The following is a 23,468-nucleotide window of genomic DNA, read 5'->3' as shown; positions in this document are numbered from 1 at the left end:
TTTTTCCTCTACACTACTGTAAAAATAGACAGTGGTGATAGAGTGAATGGCTGAACAAATATTTGGCAGAGGGTCTGAACCGAGAGTACCCGCCCCAGAAAATGGGGTTAATGTTAACAGGTGCTCTAGGCCTACCTGTATTAATTTCGATATCCCCGCTACAAACAACCGTGCTGACCCTTGCTACACAATTGTAGGCAACAAAAAGCGTGGTTCATCTATAAAGTGCAAGCAATGCAGCAGCCACTACACAGTCAAAAGTAATAAAGCGATAGCTGAAGAACTTGAAAGAGCTAAGTTTAAACAACAGCTTGCTAAGGTGTATTCCCAAGATGGCTATGGCTGTAGCAACCTCTCCTGTGAAAATTTTGGCATTTATGCAGAAATTCCTAGCAAGCATTACTCTGGTGCAGGAAAGACCAGTAAAGGCAATCAGAGGTACAAGTGCAAAAGATGCGGTAAATCCTTCACCCGTGGCTCAGAAAAACGTAAATCACACCCTCAGGCACGTACACATGACAACGGAGAGCTTTTTAGGCAGCTAGTCAACCAAACAGGCATAAATCGCTCAATGGAAGTAACAGGCCTGTCTCCGAATGCGATCTATAAAAAAATTGATATGTTTTATGAACGTTGCATCTACTTTTTGGCAACACGAGAAGAGCGTTTAAAGCATATGGAACTACCTTGGATGCGGTTGGCTTCAGACAGGCAAGAATACCAAGTAAATTGGCTGAAGAGGAAAGATAAACGCAATGTGATGCTATCGGCCATAGGCACTGCTGACAAGGTAAGTCGCTATGTTTTTGGTATGGATGTGAATTTTGATTCTAGCATTGATGTTGAAGCTATTACGGAAACAGAAGCATATAAAGCCGATGGAGCATTGAAAGACTACAATCGGACATTTGCCAGAATTTGGACACGAAGAGATTATACTCAAGCAGTTGATGCTACCGACGTATTCAACAAGAAGGTGGCAAAAGCACTAAAAATATTGCCTAACGACGTTTCCTTACCCTTGAGCGAAGCTGCTATTGCAAATATTCGTCAAGAAGTAGCCGTAGAATACGGCATTGAGGTTGATGAACAAACCCGATACACCTCAATTCTGATGAATAAGGGTGCTCAAGTTCGCTCTGAGTACACGATGTATAGTCATTTCATTAAGCTAGAATCACTTATTGGCCATGCTCCCGCTTTACGTTTTTATCTTGATCAAGACCCAGGTATAAACCGAGCTTGTTGCTTAGCATTTTCATCACAAATCAGTGAGGGCCGTTGTCATGCAGCGTTTGTTCGAATTAATAAAGAGCTGACCGTAGATGAACGACGCCAAATGGTGAATTACTTGAAAAAGCTGATCAATAAAATGCTTAAAGACGGGACAGCTATAGATGAAGCTCATGCAAGGCAGCTGATAGTTCAGACAGCAATTCAAAGAACATATGAATACCCAGGTTCTCCTGAACAATGGTACTCCGTTCCTATCCATAGAATTAATGAGGCCGAGAAGTACGTGGCACTGTTGACGGATGCTAAGAGACTTACTCAGGACGATATAATCGCTCTGCTAATGGATGCTTCGTTACAGCCTATTGATAGCTTTTTTGAAATTGTTCGACGCCGTGTCTCAATGCTAGAACGACCAGTCCATTCACCCTCAAATGCAGGGCGAATTTGGACAGGCAACAGTCCATATAACCCTGCAATGGTGCATAAATTACTCCAGATACTTCGTACCTATTACAACTACTGTGTACCTGGTAAAAAAGACAAATTAACCCCTGCTGAGAGGATTGGACTGGCTAAGGGAAAGGTGGAAATCAGGCGAATTTTGTACCCTTAATGAAAAAAGTCTACAACCCAAAGGAGACGCTAGAATCGTTCAAACTTCGTCTTTGGCACCAATAAAATTTTGCGGTGAATTCATGGTGCTTTCATGAATAACTCAAAGCAGAAGTTGTCTTAGATTGAACAAAAAAACCAATTACAGAATAAACTTTAGCCTATTGTTAATTTTAATAATGGCATAAGAAGCAATAATGGAAAGCAGAATAGCAGCAAGCGTTAATAGAGTCGCTTCTAAGTCGAAAAACTTACGTAATACACTAAGAAAAAACGAATGAATAAAATAAATTGCGGAGGATAATAGGGAAATATTCTTGCTAGAACCTTGAATATTGAATTTCATGAACAGCAAGAAAACAAAAGGGCAGACAAACAAAAGAGATAGGAAGTTGTCAAAACCACCATCTCTGCCATTTTGGTGATAGTTTACATATGACTCCCCAAACAAGGCCAGCATACCCAAAGCACTCATGATTCCTGCATTTCTTAGTGTGATTTTTTCATGCACAGAGTGTTTATGTATTAAGTAACCAATACAGAAAAATGGGTAGGAGAAAAAGAACATGTTGCGATGAAACCAGTGCATGTTAAAAAGTTTATCTACAACGCTTCCTTCAAAATAATGGTAATTTCCAATGTACTGAATTAGTACACCAACCAAGAAAGATAATAGAGCGGTTGTTGCCAGAGTAAACGATGAGCAACCCCTGAGGATTATCAGAATAATAGCGGCACCAAACATTCCTGAAATATACCATAGGTGGTGGTAGCCAATTATTATATCTTTCGTAAATTTAATAAGACCGACCAAAGAAATATCGGGCACGGAAAACCAAAAGTACGAATAAAAAATCATCCAAACTGCATATAATATAAGAACCCTTTTAAGCCAATTAAGCTGTCCAGAATTTTTAAGAATATGATGGAAGTAGAAACCATTAATGAGAAGGAAAACAGGTACGGCAATTCTAAAAACACCATTTACAGTTAGATACTGCCCTAGCGATGTGAATTCCCCCAAAAAACCTGCATGAAGCCCTACAACCATGAAGGCCATAGATAATTTAAGGAGATCTAACGCAATATTTCTTTCCATAGATTCAATTCAGTCCCTTAAGAAAAGCACGCAGTTAGCTCGCTTATGTTATTTGAAATGGTTTAGGTTGTTAGCACCTGTGCTTAAGCTCAAAAAACCTGATCAATATGAAAGCAGCTTTCATCATAAATGAAAAGTGGTTTATACGTCACTTTTGGCACTAAGTAGACATTGCCTATCGTGTCACAATGCTCAAATAGAAAAGGCTGATGGGTTAACATCAGCCTTTTTCATAATTCAGCTTAGAACCACACAAAAGGTAAATAGCTTGCTCCTAGGAGCCATTTTTCATTGAATAATACATATAAATCAACTAACTAGCCAAACTTCCCTAGCCCACTCCCAAACTGTTGTCCACTCCTCTATTTCACCACTCTCCGGTGTCCAGTAAACCACGGCACCCTCAATCGTGACCGCATAAAAGCCCCCGTCATGAGCACAGATCGGCGTGTGCTCACGGGACAGGCCAATCGACCAAGCATAAGCCGCCACTTCCGGCAGATGCGTATGGGATGATGGGTCAGCCACGGTCACCGGCTCTATAGAGCCACAGACAACATCACTCACCGTCAAGAGAAACTCTTTAAAATCCGGATAAAGCGGTACACAGATCTCTTCCTCTGCCGCCACGACATCATCAAAATCCGGCAGTTCTAAAGGAGTCACAACATCAATATTAGCGTCACGTATCGCATCAATTACATCTTGCATAATTCTTCCACAAACCTTTACGTATTGATCACTGACAAAATACTAAACTGAATCGTTTCAGAGCAATTCAAGTATAGCTTCGGCACTACTGACTTCAAAGGTTTTAGGCTCTTCAATATTGAGGGCGGTGACTACGCCATCTTCAACAATCATTGCATAGCGACGTGAACGCACACCACCAAACGAACCGCTATCCATCTCCAGTCCTAGCGCCTTGGTTAACTCAGCACCGCCATCAGCCACCATAGTAATCTGCTCAGCATTTTGCGACTCGACCCAAGCTTTCATCACAAAAGCATCGTTAACAGAAAGACAAGCAATCAGATCAACGCCTTTACTTAAAATATCATCCGCCTTAACAATGTACCCCGGCAGATGGGATGACGAACAGGTCGGCGTAAACGCGCCGGGTAACGCAAACAATACTACTTTCTTATCCGCAAAAAGTTGCTCAGTGCTCACCGCCGCCGTTTCACCCGCGAAGATAGTGCTAACACTGATAGCCGGAATTTTATCGCCTACTTGAATCATAACCGTTACCTATAGAGATGTTATTGAGTGCATAGTTACACCGATACTGCATAGAAGCAGATCATCCAGTATTTTATTGCATAAAGAAAGCGAAACAGAACCCAAGCAGCACCTAGTAGCTAAGGGAAGCATTGCGGCTGAAAATCCAGCATCAGCCGGCTAAGATAAACCCGGTGATCCACCGATATTAGTGTTTTTCTGCTTCTTCCAGCATCACCGCTCTTTTGGCTGCCTCTTGCTGAACGTAATGATTAATATCTTCAGCAAACTGCTTAACCTCATCGGGACGTGTCGGGATTTTGGGAATATCTGAAGTTGAATGGGTAGAATCCTGTTCCATCGACCTTAACGGGGCTTCCTTAGGCGCCATCTGCTGCATGCTCAGCAACCCGACAACCAATAACACAATCATCAATATGATGAATTTCATATCCCCTCCAATAGCAGTACAACAACTAAAATCTCTATCAACAATAGCAGATTATCAACCCTTCAATGCCGGCCAATGGAACGTCGCTATTCAAGTGTCGCCTCATCGCCAGCAGGATTCTGCAAGGTGTTATCAGCGGATCGGCAGGCAAGGCTTAGCGAGCGACCTGTAGCGCTCTTACACGAACGAGCGTAAACGCAGCATGCCGTTTCCATGCAAAGCCTCAGCAGATGCGGGGCAGTTGCTCAGCCGATATCCAATCCACCATTCGCTTGCCACCAAACACCGTTTCCATCTGTACAAACTTGAGGGGATCGGCGGTCACCTCACCAATGATGGCGGCTTCTGCACCTTGCGGATGCTGCCGCATGATAGCTAATAACTGTTCTGCCTTACCCGCCGGGCAGAAGGCGACCAGCTTGCCTTCATTGGCAACGTAGAGCGGATCGAGCCCAAGAAACTCACAGGCGGCGCTAACCTGCGGCTTAATCGGAATATTTGCTTCAGCGATGGACACGCCTACCCCGCTGCTTTGGGCGATTTCATTCAAGGTCGCGGCCAGCCCACCCCGGGTTGGATCACGCATACAGTTGATGTCGGGGACTTCGGTTACCATGGCGGCGACGAGGTCGTGCAGCGCTTGGCTATCGGATTCGATAGAGGTTTCAAAGGTTAGCCCTTCGCGCAGAGACATGATGGCAACACCGTGATCCCCTAAGGTGCCGGACAGCAGTACTTTATCCCCCGGTTGCACTCGGTTACCCGACAAGTTAAGCCCTTCAGGTACTACACCGATACCGGTGGTATTGATAAAGCAGCCGTCGCCTTTACCTCTCTCCACCACTTTGGTATCACCGGTCACAATGGCGACACCGGCGGCTTCTGCCGCATGTGCCATGGAAATAACAATGCGCTGAAGATCCGCCAAAGGGAAACCTTCTTCTAAAATAAAACCGGCAGAAAGAAATTTAGGTACAGCACCGGACATGGCGACATCATTAACCGTGCCATGGACAGACAGCGCCCCGATATCACCGCCGGGGAAAAATAACGGTGAGATCACATGGCTATCGGTCGCCATCACGACTCGTCCCGGCGGCAGATTAAAACAGGCTTGATCATTCATCTGCTCTAACCAAGGGTTAGAAAAAGATTGTAGAAACAGCTGGTCTATCAACTGCGCCATCGCTTTACCACCACCGCCGTGGGCCATTTCAACCCGGCCATGTTGTAAATCGAGAGGATGACTGTATTCAGTTTGTTTGGTCATGGTATGTAAACCCTTTCTCACACGGCGTACTGATTTAACCTAGTGCGCTTAACTACGCCGAGCGTATTCAATTCAGCTAAGTTGCTCTTTATTCGGCATTATCGGTGACGATTAGCGATTCTTGGTGGCGACCATAACTATAATACGCTGCACAGGCGCCCTCACTGGAGACCATACAGGGGCCTAATGGATTTTCTGGGGTACAAGCACCGCCAAATAGAGTGCAATCGCGGGGCGATTTCACCCCGTGCAGGATCGCGCCACACTGGCAGGCGGCATTTTCAGCAGAGCTATGGTAATCAACTGGAAAACGAAGTTCTGCATCAAACTGAGCAAACTTCGGTCTAATTTTCAAGGCGCTGTGAGGCACAAAGCCTAGGCCGCGCCACTCAAAAGCATCACGCACTTCAAAGGTTTTAGCGACAATATCCTTGGCACGCTCATTGCCGTGCCGGGTGACCGCCCGGGAAAACTCGTTTTCAACCTCGGCGCGCCCATCGTTCAACTGTCGGATCAGCATCAAAATCGCTTGCAGCAGATCCAAGGGTTCGAAACCGGCAATCACAATCGGCTTGTTGTAATCAGTGGCAAAGCGCTCGTAGGGTTGGCTACCGATAACAGTGCTAACATGCGCCGGGCCAACAAAACCATCTAAGGATAACAAACCTAACTCGCCCGCTTCTGGGGAATCGAGAATGCTGCTGATGGCAGCGGGGGTGAGCACATGGTTACAAAAAACCGTGAAGTTGGTCAGCCCCAGCTGCTTCGCCTGATGAATCACCAAAGCCGTCGGTGGCGTTGTCGTTTCAAAGCCGATGGCAAAGAACACCACCTCTCTATCGGGGTTATCCTGCGCCAGTTTTAAGGCATCCATGCAGGAATAGACCATGCGCACATCGGCCCCGGCCGCCCGAGCTTTTAATAGATTACGTTTACGCGAACCCGGCACCCGCATCATATCGCCATAGGAGCAGAGAATAACCCCATGGGTCACGGCCAGTTCGATAGCGGTATCCAAGCGACTGATGGGCAAGACACACACTGGACAGCCGGGACCATGGATCATGTTGACATTATCCGGCAGCAGGTCGGGAATACCGTAGCGGAAGATCGCGTGGGTATGGCCGCCACAAAACTCCATCAAGTTATACTCCCGCGTCGGCAGCGCCTCCTGACGAATCCGCTCGGCAATCTCGCGGGCCATTTTGCCATCCCGGTACTCCTCGACATACTTCATGAGATCACCTGCTGATTGTCATCCATTGCCGCATCTAACTCACCCAGTTCAGCAAACAGTGCTAGGGTTTTGGCAGCCTCTTCTGGGTCAATTTTATTCAACGCATAACCGACATGCAGGATCACATAATCACCTACGAGTAGATCGGCAATCAGCGCAACATTGATCGTTTTACGCACGCCACCAATATCGGCGATGGCCGTATCATCATCGATAATCTCAACCACCTCTACGGGTATTGCTAAACACATTGGAATAACCCCTTTGCCACTTGCTTGTCTTTATTATTGTCATTCGCCAAAAGCTGCGCGATCTGCGCTTGCCCTAGGCTAATACCGGCATCATTGCAGGGTAGCAATGCTGCACTGTAAACCCTCAGCCCCGCCTGCTGTAACTGCTCGGTGAGCCCTTCTCGTAACAACTGATTGAGAAAACAGCCGCCCGCTAACACCACAGCAAGCCGAGTACTGCCTTGATGTTGTATAACCCATCGGCTTAAGCCATCAATCAATTGACGGTGAAACAATGCGGCTCCCCACTCAGGGTCTTGCACATCGGCTAACCTCGCCAGTAAAGGCTGCAGCAATGGTTGGCCGGTGGTACTCAAGTCGACCATCGGCGGCAGATCAGGCCAATCATGTTGCTGCAGATAACGGTAAGCACAGGCTTCAAGCTGCATCGCGGCATCCGCTTCAAAGCTGTTGATATGACAGATACCCAACAACGACGCCACCGCATCAAAGAGACGCCCGGCGCTGCTGGTTGGCGGGCAATTAAACTGTTGCTGCAACATCTGCTTAACCGTGATCGCTGCCGGCTGATTAAAACGACTGATAATCTCATCACCCCGTTGTAGCTGATACAACACCGCAGCGGCCGAGCGCCAAGGCTCTCTGGCCGCCCGATCACCACCGGGAATAAGCTGTTCAGGCAGATGACCTAAACGCCGGTATTGATGACCATCCACATAGAGCAGTTCGCCACCCCAGAGCTGATTGTCGATACCTAATCCTAATCCATCGAGAGCCAACCCCAATACGGGCTCACGCAGACCCTGCTCTGCCATCACCGAGGCGATATGCGCATGATGATGCTGCACAGAGTACAACGGAATCTTATGCTGACTGGCATATTCCCGAGCAAATCGGCTGCTGTAAAAATCCGGGTGTAGATCACACACCACCTGCTCTGGCGTGACCTCTAATAACTGAGTTAGTTGCTCGGTCAGTTCGGCTAATGCCTGACAACAATCGGGATTATCCAAATCACCAATATACTGGGACACATAGGCTTTATCGCCTTGGGTAACACAGAGGGTATTCTTATAAAACGCCCCCACCGCTAGCGTCGATGGGCCGCTTTGCGGTAAACGTATAACCTGCGGTGCCAATCCGCGACCCCGACGAATCAAGGGCATGTCATCCGCTAACCCATTGACTACCGAATCATCACAACGGATACGAATATCCCGGTTATGCAGCACAAAACCATCAGCAATACCTTGCAACTCAAGGAGTGCTTGCTGATTATCAGTGACCAGCGGATTCCCCCGGCAGTTGGCGCTGGTCATCACTAAAAGAGGTGACTGCGGTTGGGTTAACCAACTCTCTCCTGTCGGCGCACCACATAAGCGATGCAGCAGCAGATAGTGTAACGGTGTATGGGGTAGCATTACGCCACACCACGCTAGCCCCGGTGCAATATCGGTGGGTAGCTCAGTGGTCGCAGGGCAGAGCACGATCGGGGCATCCTGTGCCTGTAACCGATGCTCACGGACATCATTCAACTGCACAATGGCCGCCAAAGATGGAGAGTTTAACCCCATCACCGCAAACGGCTTAACGGGCCGTTGTTTACGCTGTCGAAGTCGTGCCACGGCTTCGGGATTATGGGCATCACAGAGCAGGTGGAACCCGCCGATCCCTTTCACCGCAACAATTAAGCCCTGCTCAATCAATTCTATGGCGGCCCCGATCGAGTCGCCCGGTTGTAACGCCCCCTCTGCGTTAGCAAAACTCAGCTGCGGCCCACACTCTGCGCAGGCATTAGGTTGAGCATGAAAGCGGCGATGGGTCGGGGTGCTATATTCCTGCTGACAAGGCTGACAGAGGGCGAAATCAGCCATGGTTGTAAACGCTCGATCGTAAGGTAGTGCGCGAATAATGCTATAACGTGGGCCACAATGGGTGCAGTTAATAAAGGGATAGAGGTAACGGCGGTCTGCGGCATCAAACAGCTCATGCAGGCAGGCGGAACAAACATTAGCATCCGGGGTAGCCGCCACCGTTAAAGGCCCCTGCTGTGTTTTAATAATGGAAAAGTCTGAATACGCTTGAGCAGCGGCAGATTCAACCAGTAACTGATCGATCAACGCCATCGGCGGCTGCTCACTGACGAGCAACTGCTGAAACTGAGCCAACGCTGCCGCCGGCCCTGCAACAGAGATGTCCACCCCGAAGGCTGAATTAGCGACCGTTCCTTTCAGCTTCAGACGGCGGGCAAGGTTATACACAAAGGGACGAAAACCAACTCCCTGCACCTGGCCGCTAATCCGAATATTAACCGCTGAAATATTGATAACCCGCCCCTGCTGCATCGATGTAGGTTCTAATACTGGCTCTCGTATTGGCTTTATTAAAAGCCCTGTTATCTAGCTACCTGTTATATTACAAGTTATATGCCAACCTACTGAATATACCCCATGAAGCGCTGTAACGGGGAGGGTTACAGCTTGAGCCCTAAGATTTAATGGAAAGCAGCTATACAGTATTCCACCTAACCGGTTAATCGATTATCGCTACTCGCCTCGCCATACAACACCCGGCCATACTGTAAAACCTATAGCCCTAGGCCAAAGCGAAGCAGCATAAAGCAGAGCATACCCAGCACGATGGTGGTCAATAGATCCCGACGCCAAAAAGCGACCAGTGCGGCAAACACCCCGGCCAACAACCAAGGATTATCAAATCTTAGCCACAGTTCACCCCGAGGTAATAGCACCGCAGGCACGATAATGGCGGTTAACACCGCCGGCGGCACAAAGCTCAATCCGGTTGTTAACCAAGGCGGAAAACGCACCTTACCCGCAACGGCAAATAACACATAGCGAACACTAAAGGTGGCCATGAACATACCGACGATCAGCAACACTTCAGTCATCGCGGGTCTCCTGTGCAGAACAGCGCTTCAATAAGAGATGAAATGATAAGCCGGTTGCGATTCCGCACAACGCCGCAACGATTAAACCCAGCTTGTGAGGCATACCGATAGTAGCCATAGCGATCGCCCCAGAGACAATCACCGCTCCCCACATCGGCTTGGTTTTCAGATAGGGCACCACCATGCCGATAAAGGTGACCGACATAGCAAAATCTAATCCCCAATCCATCATATCCGGAAACAGCTCTCCTAAAGCAATACCCAAACCAGTGCAGAGTATCCAATTACCATACATCGCCAACCAAGAACCGAGATAAAACCAGTGCGCATGCTCGGTGTTTTGCTGCAGCATAAAACGATTACTGACGGCAGCAAAGGTTTCATCGGTCAAACCAAAGGCCATCATCACCCGCCAACGATGGGGCAGATGAGCCACCTTGGGTACAAGGTTAGCGGCATAGAGAATATGCCGTAGATTAACCACAAAGGTCGTGGCAATAATTACTGGTACCGCGGCCCCTGCCGCCATTAACCCTAATGCAATAAACTGGGCTGAACCGGCAAACACAATCACCGACATCGCCAGCGCCCCCCAAGCCGATAAACCGCTTGGGCCGGCCAAAGTGCCAAAAATAATGCCAAAAGGGATGGCGCCAATAATCAAGGGGATGGTCGCCTTAGCACCACCCAACATCTCACGTCTCTGAATCGCACGTAGATCCTGGTTGACCTGGGTCTGACTAGTCACAAACTTAACCTCATATAGATATCGGCTCTACTGTAATAGGAGTTCCCAGCCGGATGAGCGACCTGTCTAAATCCCAAATTACGATATAGCTGCAGCGCCCTTTCAAGCTTACTGGAGGTTTCCAGAAACACTTCTGACGCGCCTAACTCGCGCGCCTTATCCAGTGCCGTCAGCAATAACCGCCGCCCCACACCAACCGCCTGCCAAGCATCATCCACCCCCATTTTAGAAATTTCATACTGACCATCGCTATGCCGCGCCAGTGCAACGCAACCAACCACTTTATTATCCGCTTGATGGCGGGCAAACCAGATGTAGCCGCCCCGAGCAAGGTAGTAACCCTCAGGATTGTCTAATGCCTCAGAATCCCTTGGGGTCAGCTCAGCATCAAAATAGCGCGTCAACCAAGCCAAGTTGAGCCGTTTAAAGGCTTCGCGATAACCATCATCCCAGCCCGAAATAACCACTTGTTCACTGTCATGACGTCTTGTTAACTGTTGCAATACCGGTTCATAGAACCCCTGCTCATTGAGTAAAGTTTCAAACTCGGCCAACGAATCCAGTAGCGGGTATTGCTGAGCACAAATCAATCCGTCTAGGTGATTTTCAATCGCCTGCCATACGGGCGCTATCTGCTCTAACAAAGCGTCACTCTGTGGCGTTAACGCCAATAACTGTCGCCTTTCATCATCAGGATCTACTGTTTTGCTCAGCCAGCCCTGCTGCTGCATCTTACCGGCAATTTTACTGATCGCCGGATGGCTCACCGCCAGCTTTTCAGCCGCTTCGGTAACGGTCATCGGCCCCTGTTGATGCAACATATTAAACAACGGAAAAAAACTCGGATTAAGCTCAATACCCTGACTTTGATAGAGCCGAATCACATCTTGCACTAATTTATCGGACAGCCGCTTTAGCCGACTGCCGAGCGACAGGCTGCCAAAACTTTTCATGTAATCCATAGACCCAACCTTTTCCGCTGTATCAAGCAGCACATAAAACACAATCAAAACCAATTACGTAACTAGTTACGCATATTACTATAAAAAAGGAGGATTATGGAATCCTCCTGTTGATTTCAATTAAGATTGAGATTCGATCTCACTCTTATTTAAATCGCTACAGGCTATATATACCAATACCTGTAGGCGTTTTTTAACTGACTTTCAAAATAACGTTTTTAAATTTAATGTGAGATTCTTCTCTGATGGTAGATTAAAGACTAAGGGTGATTATTATCGGCTTAATAGTATTTGGCGCTGTGTTTGCGGTTAACTCATCGCTGCACTCTTACTTAATCGTAAGCTATGCCAAAGAAGATGGCGTGCCCCTTGACGTGGGCTTCTATTACATGGCCAACGCCTTGGGACGCTTGATCGACGCCGTACTCTCCGGCTGGGTCTTTCAAGTATGAGGATTCTCCGCCTGCCTCTGGGTGTCATTTGCCTTTCTCATTGCCACCACGCTGATATCGATAGGCTTACCGAAACATAAACGCCAAGTCACAGCCCAATAACTAAACTAGGAGGCACAAAAAAGCCCGCTAGAAAGCGGGCTTTTTAATGGTTTGGCTGGTTAGAGTAGGACTTACTTTTGCGCTTCCTCTACTCTTCCATAATTCGCAGTATAAACTCATCAAATAACAGCACAGTGAAAGCGGTATCATCATGATTAGGCGCCCAGATCATTCCTTTCTTAATTAAGCTATTTCGAACTGGAGCCACATCAGAGACTTTTTTCTTCATCGAAGAAGCAATATCGCCTGAACGATGCAGCCCAGCCCTAAGTATGGCCATTTAATTAAGGTATGTCTTTTCCTTGGGCGTTAACCTATCAAATCGTACTCTAAAAAAACCCTCATCAAGTTTAGCAATCGTCAAGTCCGTAGAATTAACCACATCGTCTTAGTAATTGGACTCTCTTCGGCTACGTCCCAAGTATGGCTCCCCCACTCCTGAATAAAATAATTCGGGGGTTAGCATGCGCACCTTAGCTTCTTTTCTATCAGAACCAAAATCAGGGAGGGAAGGTTTATCTAAACTATGCGTCATACAAGCAAGGGCTACATAAGAGAATTCTAAGCAGTCCCACCTTCCATGCGACTTAGCTTTCGCCTCGCCTCAATGTCGGGTGGAACTGCCGAGACAGAGCGGCTCATGCGGACCGCTCAGGTATACATCTCCATGCGTAGGACAATGTGTACCCATGCGCGCTGGTGTGTGAGCTGCAAACAGCCATTAAGTCGCACGATGCACTTCACTCAGTATACATCCTGGCTCACTTTAGCGTCTAGCTCTTTAGCGAAATTATACCCTGACCACTTAGTGAACCAAGTCGAACAATAGCTGATAACTTTTTTTCTAGACTCTTTAGGTACATCACTTTTTTCTAGAATTTCATTCTTAAGCTTATCACTCACATATGGGCACGTAATTAAATCAAGTGTCATATGTGTAATCTCACTATCAATATTTATAGTCGCACTCTTCTGTATATATTTTTGCAAAACGTATTTTTCAATAGGTTCTTTTATAAAATCATACCGATTTTTATTCTCAATATAAAAAAGCAAGACAATAATAGAAAAGTAGTTCAAATTTTTCTCAACAGTCATGCCTTCTGATTTTTTTACAATCCCAAAGTATTTGCATAAGGAAAACTCATCAAGCCAATAGAACTTCCCTAGCTGACGCATTAGAACAAGCAAGTACAATGTCTCAACTGGAGTTTCACTTCCTACCTTTATGTCTTCCAATACAGAACAAGAACCATTAAATATAGAGCGAAATATTACATCACGATATTCAATACCTAGAGTACGATCATTAACAAACAGAATAATCTGTTGCATAATCCTACAGATTTTAATGGTTCCATTAACTTTTGGAGACATTGAATATATGAAGAATGAAAATTCAATCAAACTAACTAGTGCGTTCACAAGCTGCTTATCAGCATTTTCATTTTCATTTTCAGAAATCTTAGTATAAACAAGCAATATCTTTCTTAATTTTTTCTCTAAAATAGAAAGGGTGTAGTTGAGTATATCTTCATATGAAACATCTGAAGCATGGAGGATAGATTTAAAGTCTGTAATTAAACTTGATTTCCTGAAATACAAACTAGCTTTCTCTATTTCCTTAGTTCCATCTATATATTCCACTTTATACTTCAGCTTATCTGACAAAAGATTAGCAATTTTCTTTTTTGCTATTGTGATAGGCGTTATCACAGGCCTATTAAAAAAACACTCTTTACTTTTATTCAGGTTAAGCTTATATTTTGTCAAACAAAGACTAATAGAAGACTTTATTTTAGAGAAAACCTCTTGGTCATTATAAAAAACAAAAAAATCATCAATATACCTAAATACATGGTAGTCAACCCCAAAGAAAACATTCTTTCCCTCCAAGTCTGAGACAACATCATTATCAATAGCTTGAAGTATAATTTCGGCAAATATTCTAGACAATTCAGGACCAATTACAATTCCATTTGTCTCATTATAGTTAAGCTGCTGCATCAAACTATCAAAGACATCTGGAAAAGTCGACTTAATTTGACTAAGATTATTTTTGGCATATTCTTTACTGTATACAGCCCAAGCTATCGAGTGGGTATAAATGGAATCAAAACAATTCGAGATATCAAGCTTTGATAAAAAGCTATACCTTCCCTCGCAATCATGATATTCATCGGATTCGTAAAAATTAAATATACTGCTATATTTATCGTATACAAAAAACGATTTCAAATTCTCGTAATTCTCGCCTTCAACCTCTATTACTTCACCATCAGTATCAAACTGTTCAATAAGTGACTTCTTATCTACATATGTACAACCAGCAACTCGCTTCGCCGACCTAAGACTAAACTGGCTTTTGTCGCAATAATAAGTGATCAAATCTTTATTATTTTTATAAAACTCTACAGCAATAACTTGAGATCTTGGATGAATCAAAGAGAGATGTCTGTATTGATCTTTTTTATGTGAGATTCCGAATACAAATGGAACAGTAAATGTAGCTGCTTTGTTTTCTTTAAACTTAACCTTGCTGTATTTGTGCCCTTCCTCCTCAATTATCTTAACTTCCTTTTTGCTAGGAACACCCAACAAGAGCATTACCAACCTATCGAATGCATCATCCTTCCTCCTCCAAACAAAGTAATCTCCCAAGCATTCTATTTTATTGTCAACTATGAAGTTATAAAAATGCCTGTTCGAAAATGTTATCGGAACCTCATATGGAAGCAAGTCTGAAAGGACCACTCTCTCAATTGGGAAATTGATCGATAATATTTTCTTAGGCATCCTTCCATCCTCTAGTTATATTTTTCAAGTCAGCAGTAGTAAAACTTCTGAAGACTTTATTTTTAAACCCCTCAATAAAAGAAAATTTATCTAGACGCCTACGCAATCTCTGATCTGTTATTGCTAGCAATTTATTTTTCAGGTACTTATCAATCTCTTCCAGATCACTAATGTCATTTATATACATATTATTAAAATAGACACCAGTGAACGCTTTGCTTTTTGCATGTAAAAGCCGAGTATTTCCAGTTAAAAACCGAATTTTATCTATTAGAAGGTCAGCTTTTTCATCAGGATTGTATTTGCATTTTTTAAAATAATTATCGAACGCCTGATTGATACGGTCTTTATATTTATCAACCCTTTTACTGCTGAGCCGAATTTTTACATCTTTATCTTTAAATGAAAATCTATACCCCAAATATTCAAATTCTTGAGCTTTACCTACTGTCAGATCAATTTTTTTTGTTTTATTATTTAATTGCAATTTCTTCCTATCAACAGCTTCATCTACAATCTGAAGATAAAAAGACTTATTCTTTATAATATCTGGAGAGTATATCAATATTAAATCATCGACGTAACGAGAATAAAACGTTAAATCCGGATTATTCACCAGCTCATCATCCAAGTCTTTCATATATACTTCTGATAAATAGGCACTTAAACCAACACCTCTTGGAAGCCCTTTATCACACCCCACCAACTTAGCATATGATCTAAGAAGTTGAGTGAGTATTCTCTTAGGCAATACAGACAGCCTTGTGGATGCGTGCAGCTTTTTTATAATAAGCTCATGTTCAATACTTTCGTAAAAATTTTTTACGTCAGCTTTGATAATATATTTAGGGCTTTTATCTAAGCAAACACTCTTAACTCTGCTAACAATTAAGTCTCGATGCGATTGCTTTATATTATACGTGCTTCTTATTATATTATGTAAATGCCTTGTAACAAATACACTCTCCACGCTTTTCCCAATTGTAAACACATCTTTACCAGCAATCTGATTGGGCAGCGTCGATAATGGGAGATTATATCCCTTCCTATTTACTTTATTGCAAATTTTTTCAATCTCATCATTTACGCAATTATTGTATCTACTTTTTCTTATCTCCAATAGTTCACGGATTAATCCCACTTTTTTTTCATAGAGTTCTCTTGTTATCAAAAATCTTCTAAACCTTGATAAAATGCGATATTTCAATTTTTTTAAATTTCTAATTTTCAGTCTTTCAGCATATGCTTCTTCGAAGTATTCACGCTCTAAATCTCCACTATTTTGCAGATCAAGATCATAAATACTCCGGAAATTTTTAACTGAAAAAGACTGTTCCATAATCGCTCACCTTACTCTATCCTTAGCCCGCTAAATACATATGGCGTTAAAATATAATGATTTTCACTTATCTATCACTTTACCATTCTCGTTACAGTAATAGATATACTGCATAACTCCAACGGCAGATTTTTCGTTGGTTTGACGTTAAAAAGGCGACCAGTTGGTCGCCTGCTCCGAATAAAGTGCTTGTGGTTCATATTTTCGGCATAACAACCTTGGTCATAACCTTTCCCATTTCCTCCTGCGTAGTGGTCCTTAACTTAATAAACGGACAGTTCATATAACTATAGCGCCTATCGATGCAGCTTCCACGTCATAAACTTTCCACAATCATAATAGCCACATGCTGACAAATCAAAGTGTTAGCTCAATACTATTCGAATTCATAGGAAAGGCCCTCTTGAATAAGGCTAATGAACCGAGCAAACTATTTTGAGCTTTCCTTGATTGTCTTGATCCTCACTATCATCTTCTCACCGAGTATTATTCATACCTGAAACACCTAAGTCTATTGATGTATAGCTTCAACTCACATGGCTGTTCCTTAAACATTGTTCCGCGTTGAATGATGATCAGATACTCCTAAAAAAAGCAAAATCGGTACCTTATCTAGGAAAACCACCCTATTTTTGAGTGATTTAAATTCATCTTTTCTTTAATTTTGGTGAATTTATTTAATATTAAATAATCAATTTCCCTTATGTAGTTCTATCTATTATTCCCAGTTCAAAACCTGAACGAAGCCCCGAGGGCTGTACCTCTATGGCATCTACTTACATGGAGGCAATGATATCTGTAGCCCTAGTTAGTGTTTGAAAACAGGATGCAAGCGTCTGTTTGGAAAGGCTTATTTCTACATAGTGGATACTGGTGCCTAGTTGACACCGTACCCCTCAAATTTATACTTTATGCTCAACTGTTGTTCAGTAAAACGGAAGGGAGAGCAGAATCGAGCAACCCAACGAGTATCACAAGTATCAAGAGATCGTTAGCTATGCAAAATCAACAACGATACATCCCGGTTCGATTTGATTGTTCAACAGGAAAATTTCATCAGATCCCCTTATGTCGTAAGCGACTATCAAATCCTGATGTGCCTCCCCGTATTTTCACCTTGGCGCTCTCCTCCATATACCAGATCATGGCATTCGGCCATCAAACGATGGCTAACATGAAGCTAGGATACCCTCTATGAAGGATCGTAAAGTCGGCAAGCAATCCTATGTAAAATCGACACATTATGGCTTCTCAGAGCTAACCCAATGTGCTCACGCACTTGAGAGCCAACTAGAAGTCGATTATTTCAACCTATTGAATTTTGAGCGAAGCGCCATAGGATTTAATGCCCAGCCGTTTTCTATCTATTACACCATCAATGGTAAAGAGCGACGGTATACACCAGATTTCGAAGTTGAAATGGTAGAAGCCGTCTATGTCGATGAGATTAAGTATGTCGAGGACACCCTTGAACCTGCATTCATAGACAAGGTTTACGTCTTAACGGAGTATTTTAAAAAAAAGAATAAAACCTTTCGTGTTATAACCGAAACAGACATCCGCCTTGGTGAGCGCGCTGAAAATCTCCGTTATCTACAAAGAGCAGTTCAACAAGTGCCTCCAACACAAGAAATCCTTGGGTTTCTGGATTCATTATCCTATCAAGAATGCACGGTATCTGAGTTTCAGCAAGCATTGCAACAAGCAGGTCAAGACCCAAATCTATGCGGCCGAGCCGTCGCGCACAAGTTAATAAACGCCGACTTAACCCAAAAATGGACCGATATCGTTCTGAGCTGGTGACCCTAGCAAGATAGTTATATCTTATTTCTATACTGGAGCACCTCAATGTTAAAAGCACTTTATACGCCTAACACGCCTGTGATCTACCTAGGTCTTGAAGCCACTGCAACAGCCTTACCTAATAAAGGCCTCTGTCTAACGTTTAGTGCTCCCGGTAAAGATCCTGCGTTCCTCACTGAGGATCAAGTTTATGAATGCTACGATTCTACGTTATTCATGAGGAGCAACAAAAAGCCCGAGCCGAAGCTGCAAGGACTGACGCAAAAAGACCATTCAGAACTGAATCGTCGTAATGCTTATATTAATGAACTAAAGAGAGTCTCAACAAACGGTGGCTGTGGCGGTGTGGCGTTACGGTCGGCCGTTATTGCACATATTAGCCGTAAGATAGGCGATACCCAGAAGCCATCTCCTGCCACGCTAGCCCGTTGGTATAAAAAAGCTACCGAAAGCTCTTTGGGTGGCGCTTCTACGCTCCCCCTTAAAGCTCGTACTCGTCGGTCAAACTTCTCAGCTGAAATCCGAGATATTGCACTGGGATCAATTGATAAATATTACTTACGTCCCGGTAAGCCATCTGTTCAGTACGCATATGACTGCTTTATCCCAGATCTTATTGAGGCGCTAGGAAATGATACTCCACGCCCTTGTTATGGGACGTTCAATATGTGGATAAATGAGATGGTTAGCTATCAAGAGATCATCAAGGCGCGTGAAGGCACCAGAGCTCTTCGGGCTGCGGAAAGAAAGCAGGAAAGGCAACTCGTTGTTCATCGTATCCACGAACGAGCAGAAGCCGATGCTGTACATTTAGCCGTCGGAATCATTGATGATCAAGCTAACTACTTAGGAACTGTAACGCTGTATGCCGTAATTGATTGCTATTCGCGAGCGATCACCGGCATTAATGTTCAAGTCGGTCGAGGTGAATCTGCTGCATCCGTCATCGAATGTTACCGTCATGCTATCAGCCCTAAACCTCGCGACAGCTATTCAATCGAAGCAATCAACGACTGGCCGATGTATGGGTCACCGGAAAAATTTGTGGTTGATGGCGGCACAGGATATGTCGCAAATAATACGATGTCCTTTTGTATGCAGGTCGAATCGCAAGTCGAAATTGTACCTACTGGGAAGGGGTGGAAAAAACCATATATCGAACGATTTTTCAACACACTACGCGTTCAATTTGCAAGCAGCCTACCGGGCTACTGTGGAAAATATACCAACCAACAAAAAATCGATAAAAATGTTCAAGAGCAAGCTAGCCTTACGCTCGATCAGTTCGAATCATTGCTGACCCATTGGATTATTGATGAATATCATCAATCTCAACATAGTGGATTAAGTGCAAAAACACCGACGCCTTATGCTACATGGAAAAAGGGGGCTATGGATTTCCCTCCACTGCTACCTGCTAATTTTGAAGCGATTCGCTATGTGAAAGGAGAGACCTTCCAGCGAACGATTCAAGGGGATCATGGCAACCAAGGCGTCGTTATTAATAATATCCACTACAACGACTCTGAAGGCCATCTGAAAGAGATTTACTATCGCCTTACAAGCATGAATAAAAAGCCAGTCATCACCTGTGACTATAGCTCTAATGATATATCTTCAATCAGTATTGTTAACCCGTTGACCGATGAAATTCATACTGCCTATTGTGTTGATCAAAAGGTTACAGAAGGTATGTCATTGATCGAATACCAAGCGAAGTATCCGCCTCAGCGAAAAGACAAAGGCTTTGGACACCCTCGTGTGGCAGCGAAAAGTAAAGTACTAGACGATGTTAAAAAACAGCATGCACAAAAAACAAAACCGAAGGCGAAACGCTCAAAACCCGCCAAGATTGATGAAATGACTAAAACCATGCATGAAGGTCGCGACAACTCAAACCTACCACCTGATGTAACAAACAACTCAAACAAAAACGATGTTGATACCTCACCACATGAAGGGGCCAAATACGACTCTAATCATGAATTCAATTATTCGTAGGAAAGAAAATGATGGATCAAAAGCAGCGGCGACTCAAAATAATTAAAGCTCTTAAATTACACACCATACAATACGAAATGCACCTTTCTGTATTAAAAGCCATTGGCAATACACATGATATGTCGGGTACCGAAGGCTCTGGAATGTTATTACTAGGCATGCCTGGGGTTGGTAAAACTAGGACGATAGAAAAATATATAGAAACCTATATGAAGGGCTACGGAGAGACCGAAAGTGACACTCTAACGCTATGCCCCATTGTGAAGATATCAATACCCTCCAAGCCGACTGTTAAAGGATTAATCATTAAGATTCTAAATACAGTTGGGCATCCTGCTTTATCGGGTTCGGAAGCACAATTAGATGCGCGCCTCGGCTGTTTTATTCAGAAGCAAGGTGTGGAAATGCTTATATTTGATGAGTGCCAACACTTATTGAAAGAACAGGCGCAGGTCATCACCCGCAATGTCGTAAACTATATCAAAACGTTAATGGATGAACATAAGTTAGCGATAGTGATGTCGGGCCTTCCCGAAGCGAAGAGCTCAATCACTCAATTTGAGGAGCTGTATCAACGATTTACTGCTGAACATATTGAGCTTCGTCCATTCAGTTTACAGAGTAAAGAAGACCAATGGCAGTTCAGCGGCTACCTCAACACTTATAAGCGTATCTTAAAGGAGTCAGGTATCGTCACGATTGACCTTTCAAGCAAACCCATGCAGGAGCGAATAATGCTGGCTACCCAAGGAGTCCCCCGGCTAATAAACCGTTTATTGGAGAAAGTATTATCTGTTGGAGACCTAGACAAGACACTAGGAATTAACGATTTTGTACAAGCCTATAATAAGGCCCAACTTAACCCTGACTTAGGCACATTTAATCCATTTAAGGCGGATATCATAAAGGTCAGAGATAGGCTTGATAAGTCTAACCGAAAATAAGAAGCTGGTGTATTGCTTATGAGCCATTTTGGCGTCCGCCCTTATCCCGAACCATCAGAATCACTTTCGAGCTACCTGTTAAGGTTAGCTAGTTTGAATGGTATACCCAACATAACAGCAATGTTACGAGTACTTGGTTATTCTCAGAGTTCCGAAAAGAAACTTTGCCACATTCGCCCTTACCAGCTTGAATCAATGGCTGATGCATTAGCACCGCTGTTAAAACGCGATGCTGCGGATATTGTTAGCGCTTTTAAAAATCAAGCGGATGCCTCGCTGCTATATAAACCTAGTAGAATGATACAAGATTTACGAACACAACATATTCGTATATGCCCACATTGTATAGTGAGCGACGGCTATTTAGATTTTCAATGGTCTATGGCTCATATTGCTCACTGCCCTAAGCACCATAGCTTACTGTTAGACAGTTGCCCCCTTTGTGATCAGCCGTTTTCACTCTCTAGTGAATTGTTTGTTGGATGTCCTCACTGCTATCATCCTTGGTCAGATAGCCCTCTAGAAAGCCATAAGATATCTTCATTAGAAATGCAATTATGGCAAGTATTGACAACCCCCCAAGCGGATCATCAATTTCTCTTGGATGTCATTACATCGACCATTGCTATTTATGCCAGACCTTACGATTCAGTCCACCAAGAAACAATAAGAGTATTTCATTTCAGCGAATACTCCCATCATGTATCAAAATCATATGAACTTATTTTTTCAGATAAGGCACGTAAACATTGGCAACGTACCTGTTTTGAGCAACGAAGCGGTCTGATGCCACTAGGCGATAAAGCCATATATATTCCAATCAATAATTGGCTCCGACAGCTAGGTCATTACCCAATGTCTTTGACGCCTTTTATCGCAGATAAAAAAAGTGAACCACTTTCCTTGCTACCGGAATACCAAGAATTTTTGAAGCCCTTACGCCTGAGACTTACGACTTCAGTTGATGATAGACGTTATCAAATACCTAAAAGGTTCCTTAGAGAACTATTGCCGTTGAGTCCTCATGCCTTTCAACGCTTTATAACGACGCATAATGAAAGCATCATTCATCAGCCCCCTCAAAAGCCCGTTGAGATTATCGATCTGAAGTTCATTGCTTCGACATTAGCCAATAAAGTACGTCATAGATCAGCGCAGCAAATCATTGTAGAACCTAAGTCCATTGGCTTGTCGCAACATTTAACCAATATTAACCATTTAATCTTAGATGTTTTAATCGATGTCGTTGAGGGATCGCTCGAAAGACTGGATAGCAAGCGGGTATATATTTCAGCGGAGAACTATCGCAACTGGCTAGATGTGCAATTAAAAAAAGCATGCTCCGCCCCCATTAGCGCTAAAAAAATGAAACGCACTTTTGGCTGCCCTAATGATGAGTTTCTGCATTACATGTATACAACAGAAGGAGTGATGGGTATGGCGGGTGCTCAATATCAATTAATTAAGTCACTGCAACGCCCTATGGATCTATCTGTGCCCGCAGGGGCTAATGATTGACTGAGCAATAAGAATTTTCCCACACAACCTAGCTACGGTAATGCGAGATGAGATTGATGCAGGCAATGAAACCAACCAAACGAAAAAGACTGATACGACCAAACTATTACGCTTACATGTTAGTGACAAGCTACCCCTTTTCGAAAAACCTCTATAGCACTGAATAAGTCACAATATCTTAGAGGCAGGAAGATACAACTTTTTGTCTAGGCGCATCGCCAAGACTTTCTATGGAATGTCTATGCTGCATGCAGTGAATACAAAACATCGTTGATAGCGGATCAGGTCTCCTTCCTTTCCCTGCTTTGGGATAGAAGGGTTCAATAACATCGATTATTCTTCGACGGTGACGTAGCAACTTTCCAAGTCTAGCGTTGAACTTTATCAAGTCGGGTGGCATCAATTTACTTTGCCGTACCACAAAACGCTTCATCACAGAAATTCTCATAACAGTTTACCAACGCATCTATTGAGCATTTATAATTGTCTTTCTCTGAAGCGGAAAGTTTGCAATAAGG

At 43.8% G+C, this 23,468-nt stretch carries 18 protein-coding genes and 1 pseudogene; 5 read left to right on the top strand and 14 right to left on the bottom strand.

Translation table 11 applies throughout. From position 1 onward, the window contains the following. The first annotated feature begins 46 nt into the window (after positions 1-46). A complete protein-coding gene (locus ACN0T0_RS16955; protein WP_417227916.1) occupies positions 47-1,849 on the top strand; it encodes a transposase in 1,803 nt (600 codons plus the stop codon). A gap of 141 nt (positions 1,850-1,990) precedes the next feature. Here the strand turns inward: ACN0T0_RS16955 and ACN0T0_RS16950 are convergent, their stop codons facing one another. The 13 genes from ACN0T0_RS16950 to drt3a form a co-directional block, all read right to left on the bottom strand. Continuing rightward, on the bottom strand, positions 1,991-2,947 hold the full coding sequence (locus ACN0T0_RS16950; protein WP_417227915.1) for an acyltransferase family protein: 957 nt from the start codon (positions 2,945-2,947) through the stop codon (positions 1,991-1,993). A 309-nt stretch (positions 2,948-3,256) separates the two neighbouring features. Further along, a complete protein-coding gene (locus tag ACN0T0_RS16945) occupies positions 3,257-3,658 on the bottom strand; it encodes an SMI1/KNR4 family protein (RefSeq protein ID WP_417227914.1) in 402 nt (133 codons plus the stop codon). A gap of 57 nt (positions 3,659-3,715) precedes the next feature. Beyond that, positions 3,716-4,189, bottom strand: coding sequence for a peroxiredoxin (locus ACN0T0_RS16940; protein WP_417227913.1), 474 nt, complete (start codon positions 4,187-4,189; stop codon positions 3,716-3,718). A 187-nt stretch (positions 4,190-4,376) separates the two neighbouring features. After that, positions 4,377-4,619 (bottom strand): hypothetical protein, encoded by a 243-nt coding sequence (locus ACN0T0_RS16935; protein ID WP_417227912.1) that lies wholly within the window; start codon positions 4,617-4,619, stop codon positions 4,377-4,379. A gap of 223 nt (positions 4,620-4,842) precedes the next feature. Next, positions 4,843-5,889 carry a hydrogenase expression/formation protein HypE gene (gene hypE / locus ACN0T0_RS16930; protein WP_417227911.1) on the bottom strand — a complete coding sequence of 349 codons (1,047 nt, stop codon included), beginning with the start codon at positions 5,887-5,889 and terminating at the stop codon, positions 4,843-4,845. A gap of 88 nt (positions 5,890-5,977) precedes the next feature. Further along, positions 5,978-7,126 (bottom strand): hydrogenase formation protein HypD, encoded by a 1,149-nt coding sequence (gene hypD, locus ACN0T0_RS16925; protein ID WP_417227910.1) that lies wholly within the window; start codon positions 7,124-7,126, stop codon positions 5,978-5,980. After that, on the bottom strand, positions 7,123-7,377 hold the full coding sequence (locus ACN0T0_RS16920) for a HypC/HybG/HupF family hydrogenase formation chaperone (RefSeq protein WP_417227909.1): 255 nt from the start codon (positions 7,375-7,377) through the stop codon (positions 7,123-7,125). The genes hypD and ACN0T0_RS16920 overlap by 4 nt, the downstream gene beginning before the upstream one ends. Beyond that, on the bottom strand, positions 7,368-9,722 hold the full coding sequence (gene hypF, locus ACN0T0_RS16915) for a carbamoyltransferase HypF (RefSeq protein ID WP_417227908.1): 2,355 nt from the start codon (positions 9,720-9,722) through the stop codon (positions 7,368-7,370). Before hypF ends, ACN0T0_RS16920 begins: the two co-directional genes overlap by 10 nt. Before the next feature lie 242 nt (positions 9,723-9,964). Beyond that, positions 9,965-10,285, bottom strand: coding sequence for an AzlD domain-containing protein (locus ACN0T0_RS16910; protein ID WP_417227907.1), 321 nt, complete (start codon positions 10,283-10,285; stop codon positions 9,965-9,967). Further along, positions 10,278-11,033 carry an AzlC family ABC transporter permease gene (locus ACN0T0_RS16905; protein ID WP_417227906.1) on the bottom strand — a complete coding sequence of 252 codons (756 nt, stop codon included), beginning with the start codon at positions 11,031-11,033 and terminating at the stop codon, positions 10,278-10,280. Before ACN0T0_RS16905 ends, ACN0T0_RS16910 begins: the two co-directional genes overlap by 8 nt. Next, on the bottom strand, positions 11,030-11,995 hold the full coding sequence (locus tag ACN0T0_RS16900) for a bifunctional helix-turn-helix transcriptional regulator/GNAT family N-acetyltransferase (RefSeq protein WP_417227905.1): 966 nt from the start codon (positions 11,993-11,995) through the stop codon (positions 11,030-11,032). The genes ACN0T0_RS16905 and ACN0T0_RS16900 overlap by 4 nt, the downstream gene beginning before the upstream one ends. Before the next feature lie 1,298 nt (positions 11,996-13,293). Then, the gene (gene drt3b, locus ACN0T0_RS16895) at positions 13,294-15,345 is read right to left on the bottom strand and encodes an antiviral reverse transcriptase Drt3b (protein WP_417227904.1); all 2,052 of its coding nucleotides are present in this window, start codon (positions 15,343-15,345) and stop codon (positions 13,294-13,296) included. Continuing rightward, on the bottom strand, positions 15,338-16,684 hold the full coding sequence (gene drt3a / locus ACN0T0_RS16890; protein ID WP_417227903.1) for an antiviral reverse transcriptase Drt3a: 1,347 nt from the start codon (positions 16,682-16,684) through the stop codon (positions 15,338-15,340). The genes drt3b and drt3a overlap by 8 nt, the downstream gene beginning before the upstream one ends. 1,194 nt (positions 16,685-17,878) lie before the next feature. On the opposite strand from drt3a, the gene ACN0T0_RS16885 reads away from it, so the two are divergent. From ACN0T0_RS16885 to ACN0T0_RS16870, 4 genes are read left to right on the top strand one after another with little or no spacing between them, the layout of a single operon-like run. Continuing rightward, positions 17,879-18,487 carry a TnsA endonuclease N-terminal domain-containing protein gene (locus ACN0T0_RS16885; protein ID WP_417227902.1) on the top strand — a complete coding sequence of 203 codons (609 nt, stop codon included), beginning with the start codon at positions 17,879-17,881 and terminating at the stop codon, positions 18,485-18,487. A gap of 45 nt (positions 18,488-18,532) precedes the next feature. Further along, positions 18,533-20,488 carry a hypothetical protein gene (locus tag ACN0T0_RS16880; protein ID WP_417227901.1) on the top strand — a complete coding sequence of 652 codons (1,956 nt, stop codon included), beginning with the start codon at positions 18,533-18,535 and terminating at the stop codon, positions 20,486-20,488. 11 nt (positions 20,489-20,499) lie between these two features. Continuing rightward, positions 20,500-21,432, top strand: a complete 933-nt coding sequence (locus ACN0T0_RS16875; protein WP_417227900.1) for a TniB family NTP-binding protein — start codon at positions 20,500-20,502, stop codon at positions 21,430-21,432. An 18-nt stretch (positions 21,433-21,450) separates the two neighbouring features. Beyond that, positions 21,451-22,950 carry a TniQ family protein gene (locus tag ACN0T0_RS16870; RefSeq protein WP_417227899.1) on the top strand — a complete coding sequence of 500 codons (1,500 nt, stop codon included), beginning with the start codon at positions 21,451-21,453 and terminating at the stop codon, positions 22,948-22,950. A 229-nt stretch (positions 22,951-23,179) separates the two neighbouring features. Here the strand turns inward: ACN0T0_RS16870 and ACN0T0_RS16865 are convergent. Further along, positions 23,180-23,278: pseudogene (locus ACN0T0_RS16865) on the bottom strand (IS5/IS1182 family transposase); the annotation flags it as partial. Between the last annotated feature and the right edge of the window lie 190 nt (positions 23,279-23,468).

It is taken from the genome of Amphritea sp. (assembly GCF_048266285.1).
GTDB lineage: Bacteria > Pseudomonadota > Gammaproteobacteria > Pseudomonadales > Balneatricaceae > Amphritea.
This window is presented reverse-complemented; position numbering and strand designations above follow the sequence as displayed.

Excerpts from the sequence above, each read along its gene's own strand:
- ACN0T0_RS16880 (WP_417227901.1), top strand. The coding sequence starts at position 18,533 with ATGTTAAAAGCACTTTATACGCCTAACACGCCTGTGATCTACCTAGGT.
- ACN0T0_RS16910 (WP_417227907.1), bottom strand. The coding sequence starts at position 10,285 with ATGACTGAAGTGTTGCTGATCGTCGGTATGTTCATGGCCACCTTTAGT.
- drt3a (WP_417227903.1), bottom strand. The coding sequence starts at position 16,684 with ATGGAACAGTCTTTTTCAGTTAAAAATTTCCGGAGTATTTATGATCTT.
- ACN0T0_RS16935 (WP_417227912.1), bottom strand. The coding sequence starts at position 4,619 with ATGAAATTCATCATATTGATGATTGTGTTATTGGTTGTCGGGTTGCTG.
- ACN0T0_RS16885 (WP_417227902.1), top strand. The coding sequence starts at position 17,879 with ATGAAGGATCGTAAAGTCGGCAAGCAATCCTATGTAAAATCGACACAT.
- hypD (WP_417227910.1), bottom strand. The coding sequence starts at position 7,126 with ATGAAGTATGTCGAGGAGTACCGGGATGGCAAAATGGCCCGCGAGATT.
- ACN0T0_RS16955 (WP_417227916.1), top strand. The coding sequence starts at position 47 with ATGGCTGAACAAATATTTGGCAGAGGGTCTGAACCGAGAGTACCCGCC.
- hypF (WP_417227908.1), bottom strand. The coding sequence starts at position 9,722 with ATGCAGCAGGGGCGGGTTATCAATATTTCAGCGGTTAATATTCGGATT.
- ACN0T0_RS16875 (WP_417227900.1), top strand. The coding sequence starts at position 20,500 with ATGGATCAAAAGCAGCGGCGACTCAAAATAATTAAAGCTCTTAAATTA.
- ACN0T0_RS16940 (WP_417227913.1), bottom strand. The coding sequence starts at position 4,189 with ATGATTCAAGTAGGCGATAAAATTCCGGCTATCAGTGTTAGCACTATC.
- ACN0T0_RS16950 (WP_417227915.1), bottom strand. The coding sequence starts at position 2,947 with ATGGAAAGAAATATTGCGTTAGATCTCCTTAAATTATCTATGGCCTTC.
- ACN0T0_RS16945 (WP_417227914.1), bottom strand. The coding sequence starts at position 3,658 with ATGCAAGATGTAATTGATGCGATACGTGACGCTAATATTGATGTTGTG.
- drt3b (WP_417227904.1), bottom strand. The coding sequence starts at position 15,345 with ATGCCTAAGAAAATATTATCGATCAATTTCCCAATTGAGAGAGTGGTC.
- ACN0T0_RS16900 (WP_417227905.1), bottom strand. The coding sequence starts at position 11,995 with ATGGATTACATGAAAAGTTTTGGCAGCCTGTCGCTCGGCAGTCGGCTA.
- hypE (WP_417227911.1), bottom strand. The coding sequence starts at position 5,889 with ATGACCAAACAAACTGAATACAGTCATCCTCTCGATTTACAACATGGC.
- ACN0T0_RS16870 (WP_417227899.1), top strand. The coding sequence starts at position 21,451 with ATGAGCCATTTTGGCGTCCGCCCTTATCCCGAACCATCAGAATCACTT.
- ACN0T0_RS16920 (WP_417227909.1), bottom strand. The coding sequence starts at position 7,377 with ATGTGTTTAGCAATACCCGTAGAGGTGGTTGAGATTATCGATGATGAT.